The following is a 24,555-nucleotide window of genomic DNA, read 5'->3' as shown; positions in this document are numbered from 1 at the left end:
TGATGGACTATTGCAAGGTACCTATATTTCTCTATGAGTAGGTGTGAAACTTCTTGCTATTGAATTTAAAATCAATCGCAATCAATTCATCTTTCACTCCAAGGTAATAAGGGTAACTTCTGGATTACAGAACAGCCTTCCTGGTAAATAAGTTCCTAAGCCACGGTTAATGTAGAGTTGATTGCTGCCGATTCGATGAAATCCTTTAGCCCATTGCCAATTTCTGACAACATTGAAAAACTCTGTTTTTACTAAAGGCATCCGACGGCGCATTTTTTTCGGTACGCTGCGAACTATATTGCTATAGGCAGCTATAGCAGGACCAATACCAGGAATTACAATATGACCACCATGAGTATGACCTGATAACTGTAAATCTACTCGCCATTTTTGTAAAATACCGGCGGTATCGGGATTATGAGATAGAACTATGCACGGTTGTGCTGGATCTAATTGGTTCATGACTAATTCGGGATGAAAATGAGGAGACCAATATTCACCAATTCCTACTAGTGGCAACTCTTTTCCGAATGGGTAGGCAATGCTATTTTCGAGTACTTTAATTCCAACTCTGGTAAAAGCAGATGTAATTTCTGCTTTTGAATGGGCATAATATATATCGTGATTGCCAAGCACTGCATAAGTACCGAATTGACTTTGTAAATGCTTAAGTTGAAGAACTAATTTATTGATTGGACTGGGGTCATCAGTTACATAATCGCCAGTCAGAACAACTATATCAGGTTCGGCTTCGTTGCTAGCAATTATGGCTTTTTCTAACATTTTTTCTGATAGACGTAAGCCGTCATAGTGAAAATCTGTCATCTGCACTATACGGATACCTTTTAAGGATGCTGGCAAATCTGGAATCCGAACTGTGATTTTTTCTACAGTTAATGGTCCGGTCAGTAACCAGTGCATAAATTAATAAAGCCCATTACTTCAATACTCCTAGCGTATCAAAATCAATCTTGAGTAGCAGTATATTAAATAACTAGCTATGCCTCGTGATAGATGAAATTCTATCATTATACAAGCTTTTCTTACTAGTTATAACGCTACGCAAAGGTTAAAGGTTAAAGGTTAAATATCAAAGGTTTAAAAGTCATACATTTCAGCCTTGATTAATGTCTTAACTGGTATTACATAATGCTATAACTTTTGAAATCAAACACTAAATCGATTTTTAATGATTCATAATTTAGTTCGTACTTCCTTCGTAAAGAACACATACTTTGTATCTATCCGAAGTCATAATACCGATTTATGTCACAGGCAAGGTTAATTCTGAGTTATGAATTTATTAAATACATTTTCACTCCCACAGTAACTGGAATTATGATTCTAAATCAGTGTTTGTGGATTTAATCATATCAGCAGCTTTCTCGGCAATCATAATTGTAGGAGCATTGGTATTGCCGCCAATAATAGCGGGCATGATTGAAGCGTCTACAACTCTTAGTCCTTTTATTCGATGCACTTGTAGGTTTGAATTAACTACTGACATTGAGTCATTGCCCATTTTACAAGTTCCTACTGGATGATATAAACTTTCTGCGGTATTACGGATAAAAGCACAAATATCTTCGGTTGATTTTATCTGAAAACCGGGGACGATTTCTTCACCTCTAAATTTGTCAAATGCTTTTTGCTGTAAGATTTGACGGCTGATTTTTACACCTGCGAATAAAACTTCCAGATCTTCTTGATTTGTCAAATAATTAGGTTGAATAAATGGTGGTTGTAAGGGATTCTTTGAGCGTAGAGTAATTTGACCTTTACTTTGAGGATATAACAGAGTTGGACATAAAGTAAATCCATGTTCTTTTCGCTTAATAAAACCGTGGTTTATTAAACATCCGGGAACAAAATGTAATTGAAGGTTTGGGTTATCTAATTTTTCTGCTATTTTTAAAAAACCTCCGGCTTCGGAAATGTTTGATGTTAATGCACCTTTTTTAAATACGAGATATTTAAGAATGTTATATGGATGTTCGAGATTAGCTAAAGTAATAGGTTTTGTGCATTTATAAGCAATAGAAACAGATAAATGGTCTTGTAAATTTTTTCCGACACCGGGTAAATTAATTAATACCGGAATATTCAATGATTTGAGATGTTTTGCACAACCAATTCCGGAAAGCATTAATATTTGAGGGGAATTAATGGTTCCAGCACTTAAGATAATTTCTTTATTAACTTTAATTTGATGCTGTATCTGATTTTGATTTTGATAAGTTAAACCAGTAACTCGCTTGCCCTCAAATAGTAAACCCGTAACAAGGGAATTAGTTTTGACAGTTAAATTTTTTCTAGATAGTATTGGTTTTAAATAAGCTGTTGCAGCACTGTGACGTTGCTGATTTTTTTGTGTAACTTGATAAAAGCCTACTCCTTCCTGCTGTTTGCCATTAAAATCATCATTGCGAACCAATCCAAATTCTGTTGCAGCTTTGATAAAAACTTCTGAGAGAAGATTGCGATCGCGCGAATCAGTGACGTGAAGAGGACCTTTTATATGATGATATTCGCTGACACCTCTAGATTGATCCTCGGCTTTTTTAAAATAAGCAAGTACTTCTTGATAGCTCCATCCTTGATTGCCTAAATTCTGCCAGTTATCGTAGTCGGTACAATTACCTCTAATATAAATCATGGCATTAATCGAACTACTTCCACCCAGCACTTTTCCCCGAGGATAATAAAGTTGACGGTTATTTAATGATGGTTGTTTTTCTGTAAAAAAAGCCCAATCGTATTTAGTTTTAAATAAATCTGGATAGCCAGCAGGAATGTGAATTTTGTGAGATTTATCGGGGTTGCCTGCTTCTAAAAGTAAAACTTTAATTCGAGGATTTTCTGTAAGACGGTTTGCTAATACGCAGCCAGCAGAGCCAGCACCAACAATGACATAATCGTACATGGAATTTTGGATTTTAAACTTTTATGTCCTCGTTACAAGGCAGAGCCTTGTAATGCATTTTCAAGAGGCTCTGCCTCCTAAGCAAAAAGAAGGCAGAGCCTTCCATACATGGGTTCCCAGCCAGAGACTAGGAACCAGTAACATCGGTTCCCAGCCAGAGTACGAGTAGATTAGCCTTTACCAAAGTGCGACTTGCTGCCTAACTTCTTCTATATTTAAATAATCGCTTGCAAAAGCTGTTCTTAACAACGGATGAGGAATAAATTTATCGAATTTCTGTATTTCTGGCGCTTCTGCATCTGCGACTAAATGTTCGTTGACTATACGTTGCTGGCACAATGATAAAATTTCTGTTTCAAGCTGTTCAAATTTACCTTTTCCTAATTTTAGGATAATGAAATAAGGGTTAACGCCACCGAGAGATTTAATTTCTAAGGATTCTCGACAAAAATTATTGAGCAATCTTTGTAAAGTGTTGTAAGCCACCGTACCCATCCAAGGAAAGATGCAGCATTTACCTTTTTCTAATTTAATAATATTACGTTTATCTAATTCAAAATCTGAAGCTAATTGACGGGCTGATTGCAATCTTTTTTTCGCATTTGTTTGTAAATAGGCATACTCTATATCCTCTAATAAAACACTACGCATCCGTTCTAAGATTTTGCTGTGAATTGTACCGCTGCCACCGCGCCAAAAAATACCGGCTTTGCCTTCTACCTGCTTCACAAATATTGTTTTTTTAGCAAAATCTACATCTAAGACTTGCCAGGTTTTTCCTGCTAAGCCGAATTGACTGCCGACTTTAGGCATGATGACAATGGTACCAATATCTATTGAATCATGTTTAACGGTGAATTCGAGGGTTTCGGGGAAGACTGCATAAAATTGAAATCTTTTAACTATTTTCTCACCTGCTAAACCCAGTATCAATTTCCCTTCTTCAGTTTTATTAATATGGTCAATGCTGACTAAGTAACGCAGCAATAATTTATAATCTTCTTGGGATATATATTGAAAAGATGATAAGTTAAATACCTTTTTGGCAAGGGCTGGTGGTGAAATTTCTTTTGTTGCAGCCAATATGCTCATAGTTTGATGATACAGCAGACTTAACGGGTATTTAATTGGTTGAATTGGTTCAATCCATCTATCTTCAAGATACAGTTGAATCGTGGCTATAGACTGTAAAAGTTGCCAGGGAATTTGTTTGGGAAGTGGTGCTTCTAAAGCTGGCTGCTTTTCCGGGCAAACAAAGCGCATATCTGCCGGTTCACCCCTTCTTCCGGTACGTCCTAAACGTTGTAAAAAACTTGCTACAGAAGCAGGTGATTCTAACTGAATTACTCGCTGCAAATAACCAATATCTACTCCTACTTCTAAAGTCAAGGTTGCAGCAGTCACGGCAGGTTTGAATGGTTCTCGCATGGCATTTTCGGCAATTTGACGCAGAGGAGCCGATATACTGCCATGATGGACGTGATAAATATCCGGTTGTCTTTGACTCGCAGCGATTTGACGCAAGGAAGCAATTACAGATTCGGTTTGCGATTTGTTGTTAGCAAAGATAAGACATTTACGGGATTGACTCAAATTAAAAATATATTTGTCGCAATCTGTAACTTCAGACGCGTCAGCTTCCTCTGGAATATAAAAGTGTTCTAAAGCTAATTTTATTTGTCTTTTTGCGGCTTCAACCTGTGGTGTAATCGTTGATTTATCCGTACCGGAGCTTAGCCAATCTTCTGCAAGAGAATAGTCTCCTAAAGTTGCAGACAAACCAATTCTACGATGTTGATTTTTAGTTATATTTGCCAATCTTTCTAGCTGACAAAGAATTTGGCAGCCTCTTTCAGTACCCATAAAAGCATGAATTTCATCAATGACTACAAAGCGCACATCACCGAAAAGTCGCATTAAGTCATCATGCTTGTTGATTAACAAACTTTCTAAAGACTCAGGCGTTATTTGCAAAATACCAGAAGGATTTTTTAAAAGTTGCTTTTTTCTAGCTTGAGGAACATCTCCATGCCAATGGTAAACCGGAATATCAGCTTCTCTTAACAAGTCATTCAGACGTTCAAATTGGTCGTTAATTAATGCTTTAATTGGACCTATATAAATTGCTCCTATACTGTTAGAAGGTTTTTCGTATAGGTGAGTTAAAACAGGTAGAAAAGCTGCTTCTGTTTTACCTGAAGCTGTTCCTGCGGCTATTAATAAATGAGACTCGGTATCAAATATAACTTTACAGGCGGCAGCTTGTACTGGTCTTAATTCCGTCCAATTATTGTTATAAATGTATTCTTTAATAAAAGGTGCGAGTCTATTATATGCATCGCTCATAATTTGGATGTCAAGTAGTTAAGTGTAAAAAAATAGAATTGAGACTGTTGTATCCCAGTTTTGAAAAAATATTTTAACCCGAGTTACTCTGTAATGCTAATTTTCAAAATCCTACAGGTATAAGCCTGGAGTTACGACAAGCAAGCCCGCCTTAATGCTCAGTCTTTACCGGGGTGTCGGAACAATGTTTGGTGAAAATTAGGATGTTCCGATTTAAATATTTACTTTGAATTTTTTATTTCAGCATCAATAATCATAAGTAATATAGTTGGCAGACAAAAGTGGCATATACATAGATGATTTAGAGTGAACTAGTAATAAGCTGAGTAATCTATGACAAGCGTATCTAAGTCTAAGCTATACTTATACTTTTGGGAAATAGATACTTTTATGTAATTCAAAACACCACCTAATTAATTAGATTACTTGTTATTTCTATCAATTATAAATAGTAAACCAACAGCATAGACATTGTAGAGACGCAATGAGTGGTTTATACATTTTACATTTTTAGTCGCACAGAGCAAACCGAAAATATATTAGTTCGCGCCTACATGTTCTCAGTTTTTAGTGCAGAAGCAATATGTGAAAAATATTGCTTCGGATAAACATATAGTTCACATTTAGGAGATTTTTTGATGATAGAACTTTTGTCAAATAATATTTTGTTTAGTCCCAAAATTCAATTGACTTTTTTTATCGGAGTTCTTAGCTCGGTAGCATTTTTTATTGGTTGTATTTTTCCTCGTATAGCTAAGTTTTCCTTAAGTCTATTTGTTTCTTCTGAAGCTGGAGAAAAAATCGCAAATTTATTGCAACCTTACAGACATTTAATTGGAATTGCTTTCGGTTTAGGTTTCTTAGACATTGTTGCTTTATTTATCCCGGTGCTAGATGATTATCCAGTTATCGAAAAGATTATTAGCTTCATTTTGACTATAGAAGCTTGCTGGTTAGTTATTAGAATATTTGGCAAGTATATAGATGATTATATTTTAGAATCTGCACTAAAAAGTGGTCGAAAGGCTAATAGCGAACTACTAAATTTAGGAAAGTACACGGCTTACTTAGCAATTATTTTTGCCGGGATTATTTTCTTTGCTGTAACCCATAACATAAACATATTAAGCTTATTAGCTAGCTTGGGTATTGGAGGTGTCGCAGTTGCTTTTGCATCTAAAACAACAATAGAGCAACTTCTAAGTGGAGTCGTATTATATGTGGATCATCCCTTTTTTATTGATGACTATATTGGCTTACCAGATGGAACTTTTGGACGAGTTGAGTCGATTGGATGGCGCTCCACAAAAATTCGTACTTCAGGTAAAGGAACGGTAATCGTAATTCCGAATAATTCTCTCACCCAAATGAATATCGAGAATTTCTCTGGTGCCAAAAAGGTTATTTCTATTCTTTATTTAAACTTCAATCGTAAAGTTGAACCTAAAGAACAAGCATTAATAGAGCAAGTTGTTTTGACAGGTACAAAAGATATTTTTGGTCTTGATTCGCGCAGTACTCGGATAGATTTTAGAACCACAAATCAAGAATCTCAACTAAAAACTCAAGCTCAAGTCAGCTTATTCATCTTAGATTCTGGCAAAGTATCAATGGAATTACGCCGTCAATTACTTGATATGGCAACAGAAACTATTAATCAAAAGCTCAAAGGTTATGGCATTGATTTTGAAATAGAAGAACCGACTATCTACGTAGATGCACCCGTTACAATCTAGAGAAAACTATGAATATTGTTAACCAAATATCTGATTTTCTATTGCGAGAAGATATTCGTAACGTAGAAATATTTATTGTGTGTGTAATAGCTGCTTTTTTAATAGGCAGATACACTCCTTCACTAATTCAGATAGCTATTAAGCGTTTCTTACCTCCACAAGTAGCTGATATCTATCAAAAGTTGATCTATACAAATCGGCAGCCATTAAAATGGGCTGGAACTTCTATTTTACTTTTATTATCTGTCGGTTTAATTTCTCAATACCAAGGATTTTATGCATTATTAAAAAGTATAATTGAATTAGCAGTTATTCTTAGCATTGCGATATTAGCTTCAGGAGTTTTTCGACAGCTAATCAGAACTTATGGCGTAGCTATTATTCGTAAATTAGGTTATCAAGCCGACGATTTACTGTTGATATTAGAAACTATAGTAAATGTAATTATCGGATTTACTGCTATTTTAGTTTTTGCCAACGAGCGATTCAATTTAGTAGGCTTAATCACCGGTTTGGGAATTGGTGGATTAGCTGTTGCTTTTGCGGCTCAAAAAACTTTAGAGCAATTTTTAGGTACTATTGTTATATATTTAGACAGACCTTTTATCACCGGTGAATATATACATTTACCTCCAGGTGGTAAGTTTACCGATGGTATTTATGGAAGAGTTGAATCTATCGGATTTCGCTCTACTAAAATTCGTTCTTCTGGTAAAAGCACTTTGGTAATTGTGCCTAACTCGATATTAGCGAATGTGGAAGTAGAAAATGTGACTCGCGGTAAAAAAGTCATGGTATTGCTTTATTTTGACTTCAATCAGAAGCTATTAGATAAAGGACAAGCTTTAGTAAGACAAGTCGTTGAAGAAAGTATGGAATCGCTTTTTGGAGTAGAACCCGATACTACAAAAGTAGTTTTTGAAGACTCAAACTCAAATAGTGATGTAAATATCAACGATAATCAAAAAATTGAGAATACAGAGGAAATCAATTCTTCAACTACTCTTCTTGCTGCTGATAAAGATTCACAACCGGAGCGTACTAGAGCTAGAATTACTTTCTTCCTTTTAGGTTCAAACCAAAATTCTCTTGAGCTAAGAAAGCAATTAGTAAATTTAGCGAACGAAAAGGTTTCTCACCAATTAAATAATTTTGGTATTGAGTTTGTTATGCAAGAGCCAAATATTTATATTGAAGCTCCGGTGACAATTTAGAATTGTTAATTGGGCATGGGGCATTGGGCATTGTAGCGCGGGCATATTGCCCGCTATTTTTATAAATGTGATTTTTTGATTTATGTAAGTAGGGAATATAAATGGGAGCAAGATGCTCCCACTACCGATATCTTGATAAAAATCGGATGCTTTTAAATATATTCAATTCCTATGCCCTATGCCCTATGCCCTATGCCCATTCTGTTGTCTTAATATAGCTTGTTCTACTTCTGCTGAAAGTTTGACAGGTAATTCTCCGGTACGTAAATGTAAGTCTCTTTGTGGGAATGGGATTTCAATATGATATTGTTTCAAAGTTGCTTCAATTCTGAAACATAAATCGCTTTTTATAGATACTTGATGACTGGGTGCATCTATCCATACTAGTAATTCAAAATCTAACGAACTGTCACCAAATCCGGTAAACAATACTTGAGGTTGGGGTACTGAAATTACTTCTGGATGATTTTTTCCTGCTTCTAAAAGTGCTTTTTTAACGATTTTGACATCAGCACTATAAGAAACTCCTACTGGTATATGAATCCGAGAAATTGGGTTGTGGTGGCTCCAATTTATGACTTCATCTTCTAAAAAACGCGAGTTCGGTACAATTATTGAAACTCTATCTAAAGTACGAATAGTCACGCTACGGGCACCAATAGTTTCTACTGTACCCATATATTTGCCAACTTCAATAAAGTCACCTGGTTGAATTGGTCTTTCAAATAATAATACAAGCCCGCTACCAAAGTTTTTGGCGATATCTTGGAAACCAAAACCTATACCGACACCCAAAGCACTAGCTAAAATTGCTAAAGAACTTAAATCAACTCCAAAAATTTGCAGCAGAACAACCGAACCGATTCCAATTAACGTATATTTAAAAACAATTGCGATAACTTCTTGCGCTCCCCGACTGATTCGCAATAGTCGCAAAATTCGCGATCGCAATATATTAGTAACTGCACCCGCAACTACAATTAACCCCAAAAACAAACCGATTAAAACTAAAATATTTGTAATTGAGAAGTCTTTGAAAATTGGAGAAGTTAAGCTATCCCGTATAATAGCGGCAATATCATAACTCCATTGTCTGGTTAGGGGAAATAAATTGGTAATATAAAGACTTATACTTATCCAAAGTGCTGTACGGGTTAAGAACAAAGTTGCTTTTAATAATATATTTAAGCTGCTTTGCTGCTGATTTTGCTCGGAAGATTCTTCAGAATGTATTAGAGGTGAAACATTACGCTCAAAAATACTCCAAACTCTTCCTAAAACCCAATGCAATGCGGCAGTAAGTGCCACAATCATAAAACTTGCAATTAATGTTCTGCTAATAAATTCTTCACTCCTTTCTTTTCTGGCTCGATTAATTTTTTCGCGAATGTCATCCGCCCATTTTTTGGCTTGTTCGTTGGGACTTTCTCCAGAAACTACGTCTTTACTAGTAATGGTAAATTGTTGATTATCACCGACTAGTATTTTTGCAATATTATCACCTTTTTCAACCTTTATTTCTGGAATGTTTTTAGAGTTAACTGCATCTTGAAGAATATTATTAATAATGTAAGCCCTATCTTTGGCTTTTTTATCAATAGTATTATTAACTTCAAAAATTTTTATACCATCAATAGCTACTGGAGCAGATTGATTTGATTGTGCTACTGCTGGTGACAACTGTAAGCCTAACACCAGCATTAAGATAATAATTATTACTGTTACTGGCTTGAAATATTTTAAATTACTTAATTTCGGTTTATTTCTCATCTGTGTTGACTTTGCTCAAATATATAATAGTAAAATAGAAAACATTTTTTTGCGTAAAAATAATTACGCTGCATAAAAGTTTGTTATATTCTAATCCCACTAATAGACAATGCCATCAGTCATTGGGAGAAGTTGTATTTTTTAATCCAAAGTATAAAAAATATTTCTTTTATGACCGTAAAGCACTAGCTTTTTAGCATATTTATGCATCCGTACATATGAAATGAGTCTACAGAGTGGGGTACCCTGGATTGAGTAGTGGCTAGCCAATAAAGAATCTGTAAATTTTAATTACTAATTCCTTACTTCTCAATCTCCTTGTCTTTTATGCTTATGTTTTGTTCCCTTATAGGTGATTGACTATGCTGAAGAAAGTCGATAGCAACATCTGGGTTGCCGAACAAAAATTAAGATATTGGGGCTTGGAAGTTGGTACGAGAATGACTGTTATTCGCCACAAAAGCGGTGAAATTGTAGTTATTTCCCCAATAATGGTTGATGAAGCAACTATTAATCAAATCAACGATATTGGAGAAGTAAGTCAGATAATTGCTCCTAATCTTTATCATCATCTTTCTATTTCTGATTTCAAGTCTATTTATCCTAATGCTAAGATTTTCGCTGCTCCGGGTTTAGAATCTAAACGTCCAGATATTAAAATTGACGACGTTCTTAGGCAAGGTACACTTGGGCAAGAAGACGAAATTGAATATTTTTTATTTGCAGGGTTTAAAATATTGGACTTGAAAGGAGTCTCTAGTTTAAATGAAATTGTTTTCTTTCACAGAGAAAGTCAAAGTTTGATTTTAACGGATACAGCTTTCTATTTTGATGATAGTTTTCCTTTTACAACCCAGCTAACTATGAGAGTTATCGGAGGTTACAAGAAACTGGAACCTTCAATATTAGAAAAATTAGCAATACAAGAAAAAGCAAAGGTCAAAGAATCTATTCAAACAGTGCTTAACTGGGACTTTGAAAGAGTGATTGTAGCTCACGGTAGTATTCTTGAAAAAGCAGCAAAAGAAAAGCTCAAAAAAGGGTATGAGTGGGTTTTGTCCAGTTAACAATAATTAGTTATCAGTATCAGTTGCCAGTAGTGAGTTACCAACTTTCACCCGAAGGATGTGGATCGTCAATTAAAGGTTTATTGAGTTGTGAGAAACATAGGTGTCAGAAACCGGGTTTCTCAAATCTCACAAATGATTTAGGAATGTTATAACTTCTAATTCCTAACTCCTAACTCCTTTCTCCTCTTCACCACTTCGGAGTGCTTGTTATGGGAAATTACCCTTGCTTGACATCCTAGGGGAGTTAAACTAGCACGTAAAGCTGTGACTCCATCCGTAAAAATGAGCCTCTGTATTAATCCTTTGTGTCAGAAGCCAGAAAATCCTGATAATACTCTATTTTGCTTTGGCTGCGGTTCGGAATTGCTGCTGGAAGGGCGTTATCGGGTAGTCAAGGAACTTGGTGGTGGTGGCTTCGGTAAAACCTATGAGGTTAACGAAACCCGAAGCAATACCAACAAAGTGCTGAAAGTGCTGATTAATAATCATCCTAAAGCTGTGGAATTGTTCCAACGGGAAGCGGAGGTTTTAAAGTCTTTGAATCATCCCGGTATTCCCCAGGTAGAATCCGATAGCTATTTTGTTTATTTTTCTAGAAGCAGTAACGAACCGCTTCATTGCTTGGTAATGGAAAAAATTGAAGGTTTGGATTTGTGGGAATATATCAGACAACGACAACAACGCCCTATAGATGAAAAATTAGCAATTCAATGGTTAGGAGAAGTTGTTAAGATTCTGCAACAAGTTCACAGTCAAAACTTCTTCCATCGCGATATCAAACCATCAAATATTATGTTAAGACCAAACGGTCGTTTAGCTTTGATTGATTTTGGTAGCGCGCGTCAAGTAACAGAAACTTATATCGCCAAGCAGGTTCAAGGACAAGTTACGGGAATCATGACTGCTGGTTATTCTCCTTCGGAACAAATGCACGGACAAGCTATTCAACAATCGGATTTTTTCGCTTTAGGACGTACTTTTGTTTTCTTACTTACTGGAAGAGAACCGGGTGATTTTTATAATGCTCAAACCGGGGAATTAAAATGGCGAGAAGCGACTTTAGGGGTTAAACCAGAATTTGCATCTTTACTCGACCAAATGATGGAACATATACCATCATCACGACCTGAAAATACTCAAGTTATATTACAAAAGCTGGCAGAAACTAATAGTCATAAACCAGCAAGTAAACCGGCTAATCAATCACAAGGAAATATACCTCCGACGATTCTCCCTGATGATTATGCTGCTAAAGAAAAAAATAATTATGTAAGTCTTATCAGAAGGTTTTTTGCTTATCAAATTGATTTTATCTTTTTATCATTAATTGGTATATTCACAGGCGGTTTTTTGAGTTCCTCCCTCGGTTTTGATAATGAATTTACCTCAGAGAGTATGGCAGGGGGATTATTTGGAGCTTCGGGGTGGTTTTTGGGTAGTTTAATTTTGTCAGCCCCTGATATTTCTGCGATCGCGCAATTTTCTTTAGTTCTAAATTTGATTTTGAATTGGATTTATTTTACTGGTTTAGAAAGTTCTAAATTAAAAGGCACTTTAGGAAAATTACTTTTAGGCATTAAAGTTGTCGATTTAAGCAATGAAAAAATTTCTTTCATGCAAGCTAATATTAGGTATTGGAGCAAATTGATTTCAATTATAATGTTAATGATAGGATTTATAATGACGATGTTTACTTCAAAAAAACAAGGTTTACATGACATGTTAGCTAAAACTATAGTTGTCCGTAAATAAATTTTAATATCATGTTCGGTTAAACAGTTATCATATCTGTGAGGTTTGGTAATGGGTAATTGGTAATGGGTAATTGGTAATAAACAACTATCGAAACCTATCATATATAATAAGTAAATAGCCGAGAGTAACATAAATTGCCATAATTAAAAACTTTAATGTCGAAACAATTAAGATATATGTAATTCTATGAACTTATAAATATCGATAAATCAACCCAATCTTTAAGTTATGTTTTAATGAATTACAAAAACTAAATGTTTGTGGATATTTGTTTATTTGTTGTTCATTAGAGGAAGAGTTGTAGCTAAATTAAAAGAGTATGAGTTCGAGAGCTATACAACTTATCTTTTTTAAGAGTTAAGCAAAGGAGGAAGAATCATGGGACAAATGTCTTATGGAAATTTAACAGAAGAAGACAGAAAAAGAAATGAGTATTTAGATAGTATCAATCGCGCTCCTTATTTCACTATTGCTTTTTTAACGATCGGGTTTATTTGTGCATTAACTATCGCTGTATCGCTTGCCGCTTTTTAGCTCGTATCATTTTTCTTGAGAAATTCATATTTAACTAATAACGTTCGCGCAATATCCCTATATATCTAGCGCGAACGTTCTGTTGCAAATATATCGCGAACAAGAATTTTGTAAGCTGCTACAAGTAAGTAACCATGCCTCAACGTCCCATCTACCTCGATTGCCACTCTACAACACCAGTCGATGAAAATGTAGTAAATGCCATGCTACCTTACTTCACCGAACACTTTGGTAATGCTTCAAGTACCAGTCATATTTACGGTTGGGAAGCAGAAGCTGCCGTAAAAAAGGCGCGAGAAACAATTGCAGCAGCTATTAATGCTTCTCCAGAAGAAATTATTTTTACTAGCGGTGCCACAGAAGCGAACAATTTAGCTATTAAAGGCGTTGCAGAAACTTATTTTTCCCAAGGTCAACATATTATTACTATTGCAACAGAACATAGCGCAATTATAGATCCCTGTAATTATTTGAAAACTTTGGGCTTTGATATTACTTTTCTTCCCGTAGAAAAAGATGGAACTATTAATCTTGATAATTTAGAAAAAGCCATCCGTAACGATACTATTTTAGTTTCAGTCATGGCTGCTAACAACGAAATTGGGGTTTTACAACCGCTTGCAGAAATTGGTGCCATATGTCGCGATCGCAGCAAAGGCGAAAGTAATATTATTTTCCATTCAGATAGCGCTCAGGCTATTGGTAAAATACCTTTGGACGTACAAGCAATGAATATCGACTTAATGTCTTTAACAGCACATAAAGTCTACGGACCAAAAGGTATCGGTGCTTTGTACGTGCGTCGCCGCAAACCCAGGGTGGTTTTAGCTCCCCAGCAACACGGTGGCGGTCAGGAGCGGGGTATACGCTCTGGAACATTGTATACACCGCAAATCGTGGGATTTGGCAAAGCTGTGGAAATTGCTTTAAAAAATCAAGTTAAAGAAAATAAATTTATTGCTCAACTCAGACAAAACTTGTGGGAACAGATTTCTCAGTTAGAAGGAGTCTATCTCAACGGGCATCCCACCCAAAGATTAGCAGGGAACCTAAATCTAAGCATTGAGGGAGTTGACGGCTCGGCATTATTATTGGGATTGCAGCCAATCATGGCAGTTTCCTCTGGCTCGGCTTGCTCGTCAACAAATACCGCACCTTCCCACGTTTTAACAGCATTGGGACATTCGGAAAAGCTAGCTTATGCTTCCGTTCGTTTTGGTATCGGAAGATTTAATACAGAGGAAGAAATTAATCGAGTTGCCGAACACTTTATCTCTACGGTAAAAAGTCTGCGAAAGCAAGCGGTAATGATTTAAGCGATAATTTGGGTTTTAGCTGAAAACAGAAACCCGGTTTTTTTGAAAAACCGGGTTTCTCAATTTTTAGATTTTTACGATGTATTTAAGGAAGGATTCTGTAAATTGCGAAACGCAAATCAAGAAACTTTTGATTGATTACTTAAAATATTCTCTACCGGGGGCATTCTCAGCTTCTTTTGTAAGTCTTAAGTAAACCACAACCCTACATCCTGGATTGCCCTTAGCGATAGTTTCTTGGAGTTCTACTTTTGCATAACCAAGATTTTCAGCAGCGATGGAACCAAAAAGGTTAGAAGTCATCATGCACATTGAAGGACGATTTTTAATATTATCCCCAAATGGGCATACACGATTGCCAAAAACTATTTTTTCATCGGTTTGTTCAATAATATAAAAATCGCCTTGAATCCTGTTTTTTAAATCCACTAAAACTTCGGCAACTTGCTCGCGAGAAAGATTATACACTTGTAGGGCAGATTTATATTTTCGATCAATCTCTCTACCCATAGATTTACCAACTACGCTGATTAACCCCGAAGCTTCTTCTAAACCAACTACTTTTTGTAAAGTTCCTGATAATTCTCGAAATAAAGTACGCAAAAATAAGTTACTTTCTAAAGAAACATCAAGAGAACTCATTGAAGTTTCAGTAACTAAAGATTTTGTCATGGTGATGCTGTTTTCAGTCAATTGGTAGATACAGTTTTATAATTCCCCAAAATATCGGAGAAGATATCATCCATCCCTCTGCTTAACAAGGGTGAGGTTTTAAATTTATCCGGCTCAACCGAAAACTGCGATAAAATGATTATTTTTGATTAATCGGAATTTCAATAATAAATTCTGTACCTTCATCGGAAGATTCACAAGATAATTTCCCGTGATGTTTATCTACTATAATTTTATAGCTAATAGATAAACCCAATCCCGTACCTTTACCAACTTTTTTAGTTGTAAAGAAGGGATCGAATAATTTCGATTGAACATTTGGCGGGATTCCCGAACCATTATTAGCAATGCGAATAACAATATTTTGATTATCAAATAATTCTGTAGAAACTTTAATTTGAGGATTAAAAGTTTTATTTATATTTTCAATTTTATTAATTTTATCTTCTAATGCATCAATTGCATTCACCAGAATATTCATGAACACCTGATTTAATTGTCCGGCATAACAATCAACTTTTGGTAGGGAAGAATATTGTTTAATGATTGCAATTTCGGGATGTTCGGGTTTCGATTTAAAACGATTTTGTAAAATTAGTAAGGTACTATCAATACCTTCATGGATATCTACTTGTTTAAATTCTGATTCATCAAGTCGGGAGAAATTTCGCAGCGATAAAACTATCTCTTTAATTCTTTCGGTTCCATTTTGCATCGAATCAAGCAATTTCACAAAATCTTCTTTGAGAAAATCTAGTTCAACAGCTTCGATTTCTTCTTGAATTTCTTCTACTGGCTCTGGATAATGTTGTTGATAGAGTTCGATAATTTTAATTAAATCTTGAGCGTATTCGCAGGCAGGAACAAGATTACTATATACAAAGCTGACTGGATTATTGATTTCGTGAGCTACACCTGCAACCATTTGTCCGAGAGAAGACATTTTTTCGCTTTGAATTAGTTTTAACTGGGTAAGTTTAAGTTTTTTAAGAGTTTCTTCTAAATTTTCTGCTTTTTTTCGTAAATCTAATTCTGATTTTCGTAAAGTAGTTTCTACTTGTTTGCGTTTACGGACTTCTGCAATTAATTTTTGTATTTTATCGTTAAGTGTAGTAAATTGATTATTTGCAGAAGCAAGATTTTCTAAACGTAAGAGGATTATAGCAGGATGAGAAGATGATGATGGTTGAATCACTGCACCTTCACAACGACAAGACAAAGTTTCTCCATTATTTATACAAAAATTTAGAGAAGTAACAATCATTTGCCGACTCTTAGAACAAGCTTGCAGGTATCTTATGATTTCATCTGATGATTCTAAGGTTAAATCTGTCAGCAATTTATTCCGTAATTCACTTCTTTTATAGTTAAGAATTTTTGCTAAAGCGTGGTTTGTTGATAAAATATCTCCCTGAGTGTTTATAAGAAGTAAAGGCTCTGGTAAAACTCTTGCAATTGTCAGAAATTCTTCGGGATTCATAAAATATTAATCGCAATTAAATTTGTTGCTTACATCTGTGAAATATGTAATGAGTAATAAGTAATTGTTTAAAATTACTTAAAATAATAGTGAAAAGTTGATATAACAATCTGATTTTAATGTTGCGAATATCTTGCTCGCTAGCTGCTACGAGCAAGATGTATATTCTGGCAGACATGTTAAAGCATTAAGATTTCATACTATTTCTTTATGAAGGTAAACTGAATTTAGTTAACGGAGTTTGGCTTTATAGTGATAGCTTTACTCTTACACAGTAAAAGCAATTAAGTGCTATAGCTATTTAGGCGTTGCTGATTAACAGTATGATTTGCCCCTCAATTTTAGGGGAGAAAAATCATATAAATTCCCCCATAATTGCCGGATTTAGGGGGCTAGTAAATACAATAAAAACAAGTTCATATTTCAATTCAGCAATGCCGCTATTTAAAATATTCTCTACCTTGAGCGTCTTCAGATTCTTCAGTAAGTTCTAAGTAAACCACAACTCTACATCCAGAATCACCCCGAGCAATAGTTTCTTGTAATTCAACTTTTGCGTAACCCAAATTTTCAGCCGCAATAGAACCGAAAACATTGGAAGTCATCATACACATCGAAGGACGATTAATAACTTTTTCCGCAAATGGACAAACACGGTTTCCAAAAACTATTTTTTCGTCGCTTTCTTCAAGAATGTAAAAATCCCCTTGAATGCGTTTTTTTAAGTCAACTAGAACCTTCGCAACTTGTTTACGAGAAAGACTATTTACTTGAAGGGCAGATTTATATTCTTCATCTATTTCTCTACCCATTGTTTGCCCTACTACGCTAATAAACCCTGAAGCTTCCTCTAAACCAACTACGTTCTCTAAAGTTCCAGAGAGTTCTCTAACTAAGGTACGAAGAAATACATCGCGTTCTAATCGTACATTAAGATTTTGGTTTGAAGTGTCATTAATAGGTGATTGTGTCATGGCAAGATATTCCTATACAAACTGATAAACTGAACACAGTTTTATAGTTCCCTGAAATCTGCCTGAAATATCATTGCTAGTTTTTTGCAATACTAAGCAATTCATTAAAGGAGCTAGTAATGCAAGAAATAAAGCAATTAATTCTGACTAATCGGAATTTCAATAATAAATTCTGTACCTCGCTCGGAGGATTCACAAGATAACTTACCGTGATGTTTATCTACTATAATTTGATAGCTAATAGATAAACCCAATCCCGTACCTTTACCAACTTCTTTAGTTGTAAAGAATGGATCGAATAATTTCGATTGAACATTTGGCGGGATTCCCGAACCATTATCAGCAATGCGAATCACAATATTTTGATTATCAAATAGTTCTGTAGAAACTCGAATTTGAGGATTAAAAGTTTTATTTATATTTTCATTTTTATTAATTTCATCTTCTAATGCATCAATTGCATTCACCAGAATATTCATGAACACCTGATTTAATTGTCCGGCATAACAATCAACTTTTGGTAGGGAAGAATATTGTTTAATGATTGCAATTTCGGGATGTTCGGGTTTCGATTTAAAACGATTTTGTAAAATTAGTAAGGTACTATCAATACCTTCATGGATATCTACTTGTTTAAATTCTGATTCATCAAGTCGGGAGAAATTTCGCAGCGATAAAACTATCTCTTTAATTCTTTCGGTTCCATTTTGCATCGAATCAAGCAATTTCACAAAATCTTCTTTGAGAAAATCTAGTTCAACAGCTTCGATTTCTTCTTGAATTTCTTCTACTGGCTCTGGATAATGTTGTTGATAGAGTTCGATAATTTTAATTAAATCTTGAGCGTATTCGCAGGCAGGTTCGAGATTACCATGTACAAAGCTGACGGGGTTATTAATTTCGTGAGCTACACCTGCAACCATTTGTCCGAGAGAAGACATCTTCTCGCTTTGAATTACTTGGGCTTGAGTACGTTGTAATTCCTGCAAAGTTTCTTCAAGATATGTATTTTTCTCATTTAACTCTAAAGTTCTTGATTCTACTCGATGCTCTAGAGTTTGGTTATTTTTTTCTAATTCTTCATTTATTTCTTTTTGCTTTTGTAACAATAAAGCAAGTTGACCGCTCATGTAGTTGAAACTTTTAGCTAAAATGCTAATTTCATCATTTCCATCTACATCAATACAAGTCGAAAAGTCACCGTTAGCTATTATATTGGTTGCTTCGGTTAAATAAATAATTCGATTCGTAACCAACGTTATTACTTTGAATACAACAAAGCTAAAGATAATTGCAACAACTATAGAAAAAATTGTGATACTCATCCACATTTTCTGTTGAGTTTTCTCTAAAGATGCAACGGAATTAAGCAATACTAGCTTTGAGACTGTATTGTCTAATCCAATAATTGCTACAGAATAAGCAATATAATTTTCACCTGCTATATTAACTTTTTGTGGTCGCGATTTAGTTTTTGGAGCTTGCCAATAATTACTTTTAGCACTGCTTAAAGTGGATGCAGTTACTTGTTCATTTTGGATTTTAACCAAATGTGGTTCTGCATTAGAACGGATACGAGTCAAAACCTCATCATCAATTATAGTCCCGGCAATAACTCCCCCTAAAATTTTTTCAGTAGATTTTACCGAAGTTAAACCAATTAGCAAGGAGGCTGTATTATCTTGTGTTGCTATAACATTAAAATAATCTATTCCAAGACTAGCAGCTTGATTCATAGCTGCATTATCTAGCTTTACTGAAATTATTTCTTTTTGCTTGACTTGTGCGAGTATCCCACCATCGGTATCGATAATTGTAATTAGATCCAGTTGCAATGATTCTTTTAAGGGTAATAAAGTTCTTAATAATGCAGCTTTATCTTTTTGCACTACTAGCTGAGAAACTTCTTTTGAGTCAGCTATCCATCTTGCCTTCAAAAATAATAGTTTTTTTTCGCGCTCTAAAGTATCTGTAACTAAAGAAGCAACTCCTTTTGTCTCGGCTTTGAGCTTTCCTTCTAGACGCTGGGTAAAGAAATAGCCGAAGCTAATTGTTCCCAAAGTCCAGATACTCATAAAAACTAAAAGTAAAGGTAAAAGAATTTTGGCTTTTAAAGGGAGTTTTGAATAAGCTTGTTTAAACATCTACTTTTATTTCTGAGTTGATGGTACGAAACCAGAATTATTTAAAATTTCTGCTCCTTTTTCGCTAAATGCAAAATCCAGGTATTTTTGGGTTGCTTCTGAAGGTTCTTTATTCCAAACAATACCAATAGTACGTACCATCTTATACTTACCAGATTTAATATTTGCTGGAGTGGGTTCTATACCATCAAGACTCAGACGATTAACTGGTAATTTATTCAAGATGCTCGAAGCAAGTGAAAAAGCGCCAATACTATAGGGAGTATTTTGTACAGCGTTTATTAATTCTGGTTCATAACGCATGATTGCTGCTTCTGGGGCAGTTTTCAGTTCTTTTCCCAGGTAGTACTTGCGTAAAAGCTTTTTAGCAGACTCGTCTTCGGGGCGATCTAAAACCACAATTTCTGCATTTGGTCCGCCTAGTTTCTGCCAATTCGTTACGGCACCGCTATAAATTGCTTTGAGTTGCTTTGTCGTTAAATTATTGACTCCCTTGACGCTGGGATGAGTTGCTACGAGCAATCCATCAGTTGCAAGCTGCTTGTATATAACAGAACCGTCATCTTCTTTTGGTTTCAGCTTGCGACTGGCACCAGCAATATCCCTTAATCCGTTTTTGACTCCAGCGATACTACCTCCGGATTGCCCTTGAGGTAAAAAAGTGAATTTGATATCTTGATTTTGAGTTTCGTAAGCATCACCTAGCAATTTAATTGCTACATGGGTGCTACTAGAACCACCAAGCTTTATTTCCTGTTGAGTTTTTACTTCTGCTTCGGTAGAGTTACTAGAGCTACAGCTTGTTGTTCCCAAGAAAGCAGCGACTCCGAATGCTAGTGTAAGTACAAGGTTTTTATTCATGAGTTGTATGCAGCAATATAGACTAGTACCTGAATTGGTATAGTTATATATTTCCCACATTGACAGAAATATTACTTGTTTTGCTCTAAAATCAAAAATATTCTTGATAATTCTGTTATTACTTTACTTATGCATCAATTTTGATTGTTTTATCCGAGAATGAATTATTTACTGTTTTTAACAATCGGTTTGGCAATTATTTGGTTTTCAATAAAAATTGAAGAAGAAGTTCTTCGTATATCAGCCGCGATCGCAGGAACTTTAATCACAGTTTGGGGTTTTTCTTTAAGCCCCACAACTATTCAAGTAGCAGTTGAACTTGCAGTAGTAATATCCGTATTTTCTTTTTGCATCCGCTGTTGGAGGAAGGATTAAGAATTAGTTGTTAGTTGTTAGTTGGTAACTGCTCACTGCTCACTGTTCACTGTTCACTGCTCACTGTTAATTATGTCAGTAATAAAAGAAATTGATAACGCAAACGCTTTAATTGTTGGTGCCAGTCAAGGGATTGGTTTGGGTTTTGTTAAAGCTTTATTGCAAGATAATAGTATTGCTAAAATTTATGCTACCTATCGTAATGCTGATTCTGCCAAAGAATTAATTTCTCTACAACAAGAATTTGCACAAAAATTAGTTTGCCTTGCAGTGGATATTACTCAAGAGTCCCAAATATCCGCAGCAGTAGAAAAAATCAGCGCCGAAACAGACAAGCTACATTTAGTAATTAACTGCGTGGGAATTTTGCATGAAGAAGAAATACAGCCCGAAAAAAGCCTGCGACAAATCAACTCCGAAAATTTAATGCGCTATTTCCAGGTTAATAGTATCGGGGGAATATTATTAGCCAAACACCTGCAACCTTTATTCAAACATAAAGAAAAAAATATCTTTGCATGTATTTCTGCCAAGATAGGAAGTATCGGTGATAACCGCTTAGGCGGATGGTACGGTTATCGAGCATCAAAGGCTGCTTTAAATATGTTTATGCGGACTACGGCAATAGAATACAGCAGAAGATGCCCTAAAACCATAGTCGTGACAATGCATCCAGGGACAACAAATACCAAACTCTCACAGCCTTTTCAACGCAACGTACCCCCTGAGAAATTATTTCCCGTAGAACATACAGTCAAGCTATTACTTAGTGTTATTACAAACCTGAAGCCAGAAGATAGTGGAGAGTTTTTCTCTTGGGATGGTAATCGTTTGCCGTGGTAGAGGGGGATGGGGAAGAGGGGGGAGAGGGGGAAGAGGGGGTAGAAAATTTACAATTACCAATTACCCATTACCAATTACCAATTCCCAACTGTTCACTGTTCACTGCTCACTGTTCACTGTTCACTGTTCACTGTAAAGAATATCCAAAGCAACTGTTGCTTGTACATTTTGAGGGCTGCCAATTATTGGCGTTGTGTCTCTGGCTGCGCTTGCTTCAAATCGAAGCGGTTGAGAAATTGGGTTTGACTCATCAACTGATAAAATTTCAATGCCCACAATCTCTTGTGAAACTAAGTTTAATGTATTAAAAACAGTTCCAGCTTCTATTTGAGCTTGTTCTACAGCTTGATTAAGTGCTTGCAAACGTGCCTGCTTTAATGCTTCATCTGAGGCTGAAAAACTGATGTTTTGTACTAAATTTGCACCTGCTGCAATTGCTGCGTCGATAGCGGCTCCTGCTTCTTCGTTAGGCAACTCAAAGGAAAGGGTGTTCTGAGCTTCAAAGCCGGTTAAGGTTCGAGTATCGTTTTCAAAGCTATAAACTGGAAATAATCGCACGGAGGTAGTTTGGAGTTCTTTTACCTGAAGTTTTTCTAGCACATCCACAACATTCGTTGTTTGTTGAGCCACTTCTTGCTGAACTTCGTTGGCTGTTTCTCCCTCTACTTGAATTCCTAAATCAACCGTAGTGATACTAGTAGGAACCGTGACTTCTCCAATGCTGGTAACCTGTAAAATATTGCGATCGCTGTCTATACCATTGTTAAAACTAATGCCACCAGTTAGGGGGTCCCTATTTGTAGCAGCAGAACTATTTTCACCTAGTAAAGAATCATTTTCTGCAAGCATCTGATTTGCCCCTGTTTTTATCTTGCGATGCTATATATTATATGATTATTTTCTTTCTTAAAACCTAGAATGGGGATAATAAGCCTCTGTCTTGAATTCCTAATTAATCAGATTGAATTATAGGTATGACTCGACGTTGAAAAGGTAATTTTAAAGAATTGCTAAGTTCTTTGAGCAGCCATTCGACTTCTGTTTGAGTTATTCCGGTAAGTTTATATTGTTTATTTCCTGCCCAAACAATGATTGTCGGTGAAACTTCTTTGTATGAAATCTTTCCGTTTGACTTTTTAGCTTCTTTAATAAAAGAGTTAGTGTATTCTAGTTTAATTATATTTTTGCGAGCAGATGGTCTAACTTTTTCGTATTTTATGCCAAAGAGTTGGTAACTCAAAAAAATGACCTTTTGGTTTATAACTAATTGAGTTGTGCCAAATATTTCAAATATAAAATCAATCCAGTTTAAAACTCCTAACCAAGCAATCATCACCGAAATCAGCCATCCAATCAGCGGAATATGCCATAGAAACATAATGCAAACTAAGCCAATAACAGTAGAAAATGTATTTGTAATTAATTTTTCAATGGAACTAAAAGTCCATCCTCTTGATGGTTTGATAATTTCTATGTTATCGGCATTTTGATGTAAATGTATTTTGGTATCAACGGGTTTAATTCCAAGATTGTTATCAATATTCTGGCTAATTATTTCCGGTTTTTGTAAAGCCGCTAACGCCATTTCTGCTGAATTAAATCTTTTTTCCCTACTGGGTTCTAATACCTTTTTTAACCAGCTAGTAAAATGCGGACTTAATTGGGTTTTATCTTCAAACTGAATTTGTAAATCTTTTTGAGGAAAATCTGCTGGGTGAATTCCAGTTGCAAGATAAAGTAAAGTTGCTCCCAAACTATATAAATCGGAAGTAGGAACAGCACGTCCACCGAAATGTTCTGGTGACATATAACCGTAAGTTCCCACAACAGTTAAAGTCGTGTTTTCAACAACTGTAATATTTTGTACCGAACCAAAGTCTACTAAATAAACTTCACCAACGCTATTCCCGGAACGATTTGTGAGTAAAATATTACTAGGCTTAATATCTCGGTGAACAATCGCAGGTTTGAGTTGATGTAAATGAATTAAGATATTTAAAAGTTTCTCAGCTATTTCTTTTAATTCAGCTTCGTTAAAAGTCCTTCCTGTTTTAACTTGTTCTTCCAAAGATTTTGCATCAATATAGCTTTGAACTAAAGCAAAACCCTTAGTTTCGGCTGAATCCACCTCAAAGTAATCAAGATATTGAGGAATAAAAGGGTGAGATAGATTTCTTAAGATTTCCGCTTCTCGTTCAAAAAGTTTTAAACTATCCCATTCAAAATCACGATCAAACTTCAGCAATTTGACAACGACTAAATCATGAGTTGCTTCGTCTAATGCTAAATAGGTGTATCTTCCAGGTTTCTTACCCAGTTGCTCTCGGATTGAGTAGCGGGAACCTAAAATTTCACTTTTCATATTTTTCTATACAGAAATTCCACAGTCTTAAACCCCTACTTTCATTTTAGCTTTTCCACAGAGAGTGTGAATTCTTGCATGAGTAGGGTTTCCCAAATTTAGGATTGAAAAAATCTTATCCTATTAGTACATATGTTTTATACAAATTAGAGGCATAAATGAAAATTGAGTACATCTGAC

Annotated in this window: 19 protein-coding genes; 8 read left to right on the top strand and 11 right to left on the bottom strand. The window is 35.4% G+C overall.

All coding sequences use genetic code 11. From position 1 onward, the window contains the following. Positions 1–93: 93 nt before the first annotated feature. From RIV7116_RS00465 to RIV7116_RS00455, 3 genes are all read right to left on the bottom strand, one after another. Positions 94–921, bottom strand: coding sequence for a metallophosphoesterase (locus RIV7116_RS00465; protein ID WP_015116284.1), 828 nt, complete (start codon positions 919–921; stop codon positions 94–96). Between the two features lie 415 nt (positions 922–1,336). Then, complete coding sequence (locus RIV7116_RS00460; RefSeq protein ID WP_015116283.1) at positions 1,337–2,923, bottom strand: GMC family oxidoreductase; 1,587 nt, start codon at positions 2,921–2,923, stop codon at positions 1,337–1,339. A gap of 177 nt (positions 2,924–3,100) precedes the next feature. Beyond that, complete coding sequence (locus tag RIV7116_RS00455) at positions 3,101–5,269, bottom strand: DEAD/DEAH box helicase (protein WP_015116282.1); 2,169 nt, start codon at positions 5,267–5,269, stop codon at positions 3,101–3,103. Between the two features lie 638 nt (positions 5,270–5,907). Between RIV7116_RS00455 and RIV7116_RS00450 the strand changes: the two genes are divergently transcribed. Continuing rightward, positions 5,908–7,005 (top strand): mechanosensitive ion channel family protein, encoded by a 1,098-nt coding sequence (locus RIV7116_RS00450; protein WP_015116281.1) that lies wholly within the window; start codon positions 5,908–5,910, stop codon positions 7,003–7,005. Between the two features lie 8 nt (positions 7,006–7,013). Then, positions 7,014–8,219 carry a mechanosensitive ion channel family protein gene (locus RIV7116_RS00445; protein ID WP_015116280.1) on the top strand — a complete coding sequence of 402 codons (1,206 nt, stop codon included), beginning with the start codon at positions 7,014–7,016 and terminating at the stop codon, positions 8,217–8,219. A 183-nt stretch (positions 8,220–8,402) separates the two neighbouring features. Here the strand turns inward: RIV7116_RS00445 and RIV7116_RS00440 are convergent, their stop codons facing one another. Beyond that, complete coding sequence (locus tag RIV7116_RS00440) at positions 8,403–9,989, bottom strand: mechanosensitive ion channel family protein (protein WP_015116279.1); 1,587 nt, start codon at positions 9,987–9,989, stop codon at positions 8,403–8,405. A 362-nt stretch (positions 9,990–10,351) separates the two neighbouring features. Here RIV7116_RS00440 and RIV7116_RS00435 point away from each other — a divergent pair, with 362 nt between their 5' ends. The 4 genes from RIV7116_RS00435 (at position 10,352) to RIV7116_RS00425 (ending at position 14,664) form a co-directional block, all read left to right on the top strand. Further along, positions 10,352–11,056: a DUF4336 domain-containing protein gene (locus RIV7116_RS00435; protein WP_015116278.1), complete on the top strand. Its 705-nt coding sequence runs from the start codon at positions 10,352–10,354 to the stop codon at positions 11,054–11,056. A 285-nt stretch (positions 11,057–11,341) separates the two neighbouring features. Beyond that, positions 11,342–12,811 (top strand): RDD family protein, encoded by a 1,470-nt coding sequence (locus RIV7116_RS00430; RefSeq protein ID WP_015116277.1) that lies wholly within the window; start codon positions 11,342–11,344, stop codon positions 12,809–12,811. A gap of 381 nt (positions 12,812–13,192) precedes the next feature. Then, a complete protein-coding gene (locus tag RIV7116_RS36250) occupies positions 13,193–13,348 on the top strand; it encodes a hypothetical protein (RefSeq protein ID WP_015116276.1) in 156 nt (51 codons plus the stop codon). A 134-nt stretch (positions 13,349–13,482) separates the two neighbouring features. Continuing rightward, on the top strand, positions 13,483–14,664 hold the full coding sequence (locus RIV7116_RS00425) for a cysteine desulfurase family protein (RefSeq protein WP_015116275.1): 1,182 nt from the start codon (positions 13,483–13,485) through the stop codon (positions 14,662–14,664). Between the two features lie 138 nt (positions 14,665–14,802). On the opposite strand, the gene RIV7116_RS00420 is transcribed toward RIV7116_RS00425, so the two are convergent. The 5 genes from RIV7116_RS00420 to RIV7116_RS00400 form a co-directional block, all read right to left on the bottom strand. Beyond that, a complete protein-coding gene (locus tag RIV7116_RS00420; RefSeq protein ID WP_015116274.1) occupies positions 14,803–15,336 on the bottom strand; it encodes a methanogen output domain 1-containing protein in 534 nt (177 codons plus the stop codon). Positions 15,337–15,475: 139 nt separating this feature from the next. Then, entirely contained in the window at positions 15,476–16,816 is a 1,341-nt protein-coding gene (locus RIV7116_RS00415; RefSeq protein ID WP_015116273.1) for an ATP-binding protein, read from the bottom strand. Positions 16,817–17,256: 440 nt separating this feature from the next. Beyond that, complete coding sequence (locus RIV7116_RS00410; RefSeq protein WP_015116272.1) at positions 17,257–17,790, bottom strand: methanogen output domain 1-containing protein; 534 nt, start codon at positions 17,788–17,790, stop codon at positions 17,257–17,259. A gap of 137 nt (positions 17,791–17,927) precedes the next feature. Continuing rightward, positions 17,928–19,934, bottom strand: a complete 2,007-nt coding sequence (locus RIV7116_RS00405) for an ATP-binding protein (RefSeq protein WP_015116271.1) — start codon at positions 19,932–19,934, stop codon at positions 17,928–17,930. A 6-nt stretch (positions 19,935–19,940) separates the two neighbouring features. Continuing rightward, a complete protein-coding gene (locus RIV7116_RS00400) occupies positions 19,941–20,795 on the bottom strand; it encodes a substrate-binding domain-containing protein (protein WP_044290695.1) in 855 nt (284 codons plus the stop codon). Between the two features lie 159 nt (positions 20,796–20,954). Here RIV7116_RS00400 and RIV7116_RS00395 point away from each other — a divergent pair, with 159 nt between their 5' ends. Further along, on the top strand, positions 20,955–21,170 hold the full coding sequence (locus tag RIV7116_RS00395) for a hypothetical protein (protein ID WP_015116269.1): 216 nt from the start codon (positions 20,955–20,957) through the stop codon (positions 21,168–21,170). 72 nt (positions 21,171–21,242) lie between these two features. Next, positions 21,243–22,013 carry an SDR family NAD(P)-dependent oxidoreductase gene (locus RIV7116_RS00390; protein ID WP_015116268.1) on the top strand — a complete coding sequence of 257 codons (771 nt, stop codon included), beginning with the start codon at positions 21,243–21,245 and terminating at the stop codon, positions 22,011–22,013. A 120-nt stretch (positions 22,014–22,133) separates the two neighbouring features. On the opposite strand, the gene RIV7116_RS00385 is transcribed toward RIV7116_RS00390, so the two are convergent. Together RIV7116_RS00385 and RIV7116_RS00380 are read right to left on the bottom strand one after the other, a co-directional pair. After that, a complete protein-coding gene (locus RIV7116_RS00385; protein WP_015116267.1) occupies positions 22,134–22,862 on the bottom strand; it encodes an SIMPL domain-containing protein in 729 nt (242 codons plus the stop codon). A 103-nt stretch (positions 22,863–22,965) separates the two neighbouring features. Further along, positions 22,966–24,375: a serine/threonine-protein kinase gene (locus tag RIV7116_RS00380; RefSeq protein ID WP_015116266.1), complete on the bottom strand. Its 1,410-nt coding sequence runs from the start codon at positions 24,373–24,375 to the stop codon at positions 22,966–22,968. Between the last annotated feature and the right edge of the window lie 180 nt (positions 24,376–24,555).

The organism is Rivularia sp. PCC 7116 (assembly GCF_000316665.1).
Classification (GTDB): Bacteria; Cyanobacteriota; Cyanobacteriia; order Cyanobacteriales; family Nostocaceae; genus Rivularia.
The sequence above is the reverse complement of the archived record's forward strand: the minus strand, read 5'-3'. Positions and strand labels throughout refer to the sequence as shown.

Bases quoted from the DNA above. Each gene is read 5' to 3' on its own strand.
- RIV7116_RS00465 (WP_015116284.1), bottom strand. From the start codon at position 921: ATGCACTGGTTACTGACCGGACCATTAACTGTAGAAAAAATCACAGTT.
- RIV7116_RS00460 (WP_015116283.1), bottom strand. From the start codon at position 2,923: ATGTACGATTATGTCATTGTTGGTGCTGGCTCTGCTGGCTGCGTATTA.
- RIV7116_RS00455 (WP_015116282.1), bottom strand. From the start codon at position 5,269: ATGAGCGATGCATATAATAGACTCGCACCTTTTATTAAAGAATACATT.
- RIV7116_RS00450 (WP_015116281.1), top strand. From the start codon at position 5,908: ATGATAGAACTTTTGTCAAATAATATTTTGTTTAGTCCCAAAATTCAA.
- RIV7116_RS00445 (WP_015116280.1), top strand. From the start codon at position 7,014: ATGAATATTGTTAACCAAATATCTGATTTTCTATTGCGAGAAGATATT.
- RIV7116_RS00440 (WP_015116279.1), bottom strand. From the start codon at position 9,989: ATGAGAAATAAACCGAAATTAAGTAATTTAAAATATTTCAAGCCAGTA.
- RIV7116_RS00435 (WP_015116278.1), top strand. From the start codon at position 10,352: ATGCTGAAGAAAGTCGATAGCAACATCTGGGTTGCCGAACAAAAATTA.
- RIV7116_RS00430 (WP_015116277.1), top strand. From the start codon at position 11,342: ATGAGCCTCTGTATTAATCCTTTGTGTCAGAAGCCAGAAAATCCTGAT.
- RIV7116_RS36250 (WP_015116276.1), top strand. From the start codon at position 13,193: ATGGGACAAATGTCTTATGGAAATTTAACAGAAGAAGACAGAAAAAGA.
- RIV7116_RS00425 (WP_015116275.1), top strand. From the start codon at position 13,483: ATGCCTCAACGTCCCATCTACCTCGATTGCCACTCTACAACACCAGTC.
- RIV7116_RS00420 (WP_015116274.1), bottom strand. From the start codon at position 15,336: ATGACAAAATCTTTAGTTACTGAAACTTCAATGAGTTCTCTTGATGTT.
- RIV7116_RS00415 (WP_015116273.1), bottom strand. From the start codon at position 16,816: ATGAATCCCGAAGAATTTCTGACAATTGCAAGAGTTTTACCAGAGCCT.
- RIV7116_RS00410 (WP_015116272.1), bottom strand. From the start codon at position 17,790: ATGACACAATCACCTATTAATGACACTTCAAACCAAAATCTTAATGTA.
- RIV7116_RS00405 (WP_015116271.1), bottom strand. From the start codon at position 19,934: ATGTTTAAACAAGCTTATTCAAAACTCCCTTTAAAAGCCAAAATTCTT.
- RIV7116_RS00400 (WP_044290695.1), bottom strand. From the start codon at position 20,795: ATGAATAAAAACCTTGTACTTACACTAGCATTCGGAGTCGCTGCTTTC.
- RIV7116_RS00395 (WP_015116269.1), top strand. From the start codon at position 20,955: ATGAATTATTTACTGTTTTTAACAATCGGTTTGGCAATTATTTGGTTT.
- RIV7116_RS00390 (WP_015116268.1), top strand. From the start codon at position 21,243: ATGTCAGTAATAAAAGAAATTGATAACGCAAACGCTTTAATTGTTGGT.
- RIV7116_RS00385 (WP_015116267.1), bottom strand. From the start codon at position 22,862: ATGCTTGCAGAAAATGATTCTTTACTAGGTGAAAATAGTTCTGCTGCT.
- RIV7116_RS00380 (WP_015116266.1), bottom strand. From the start codon at position 24,375: ATGAAAAGTGAAATTTTAGGTTCCCGCTACTCAATCCGAGAGCAACTG.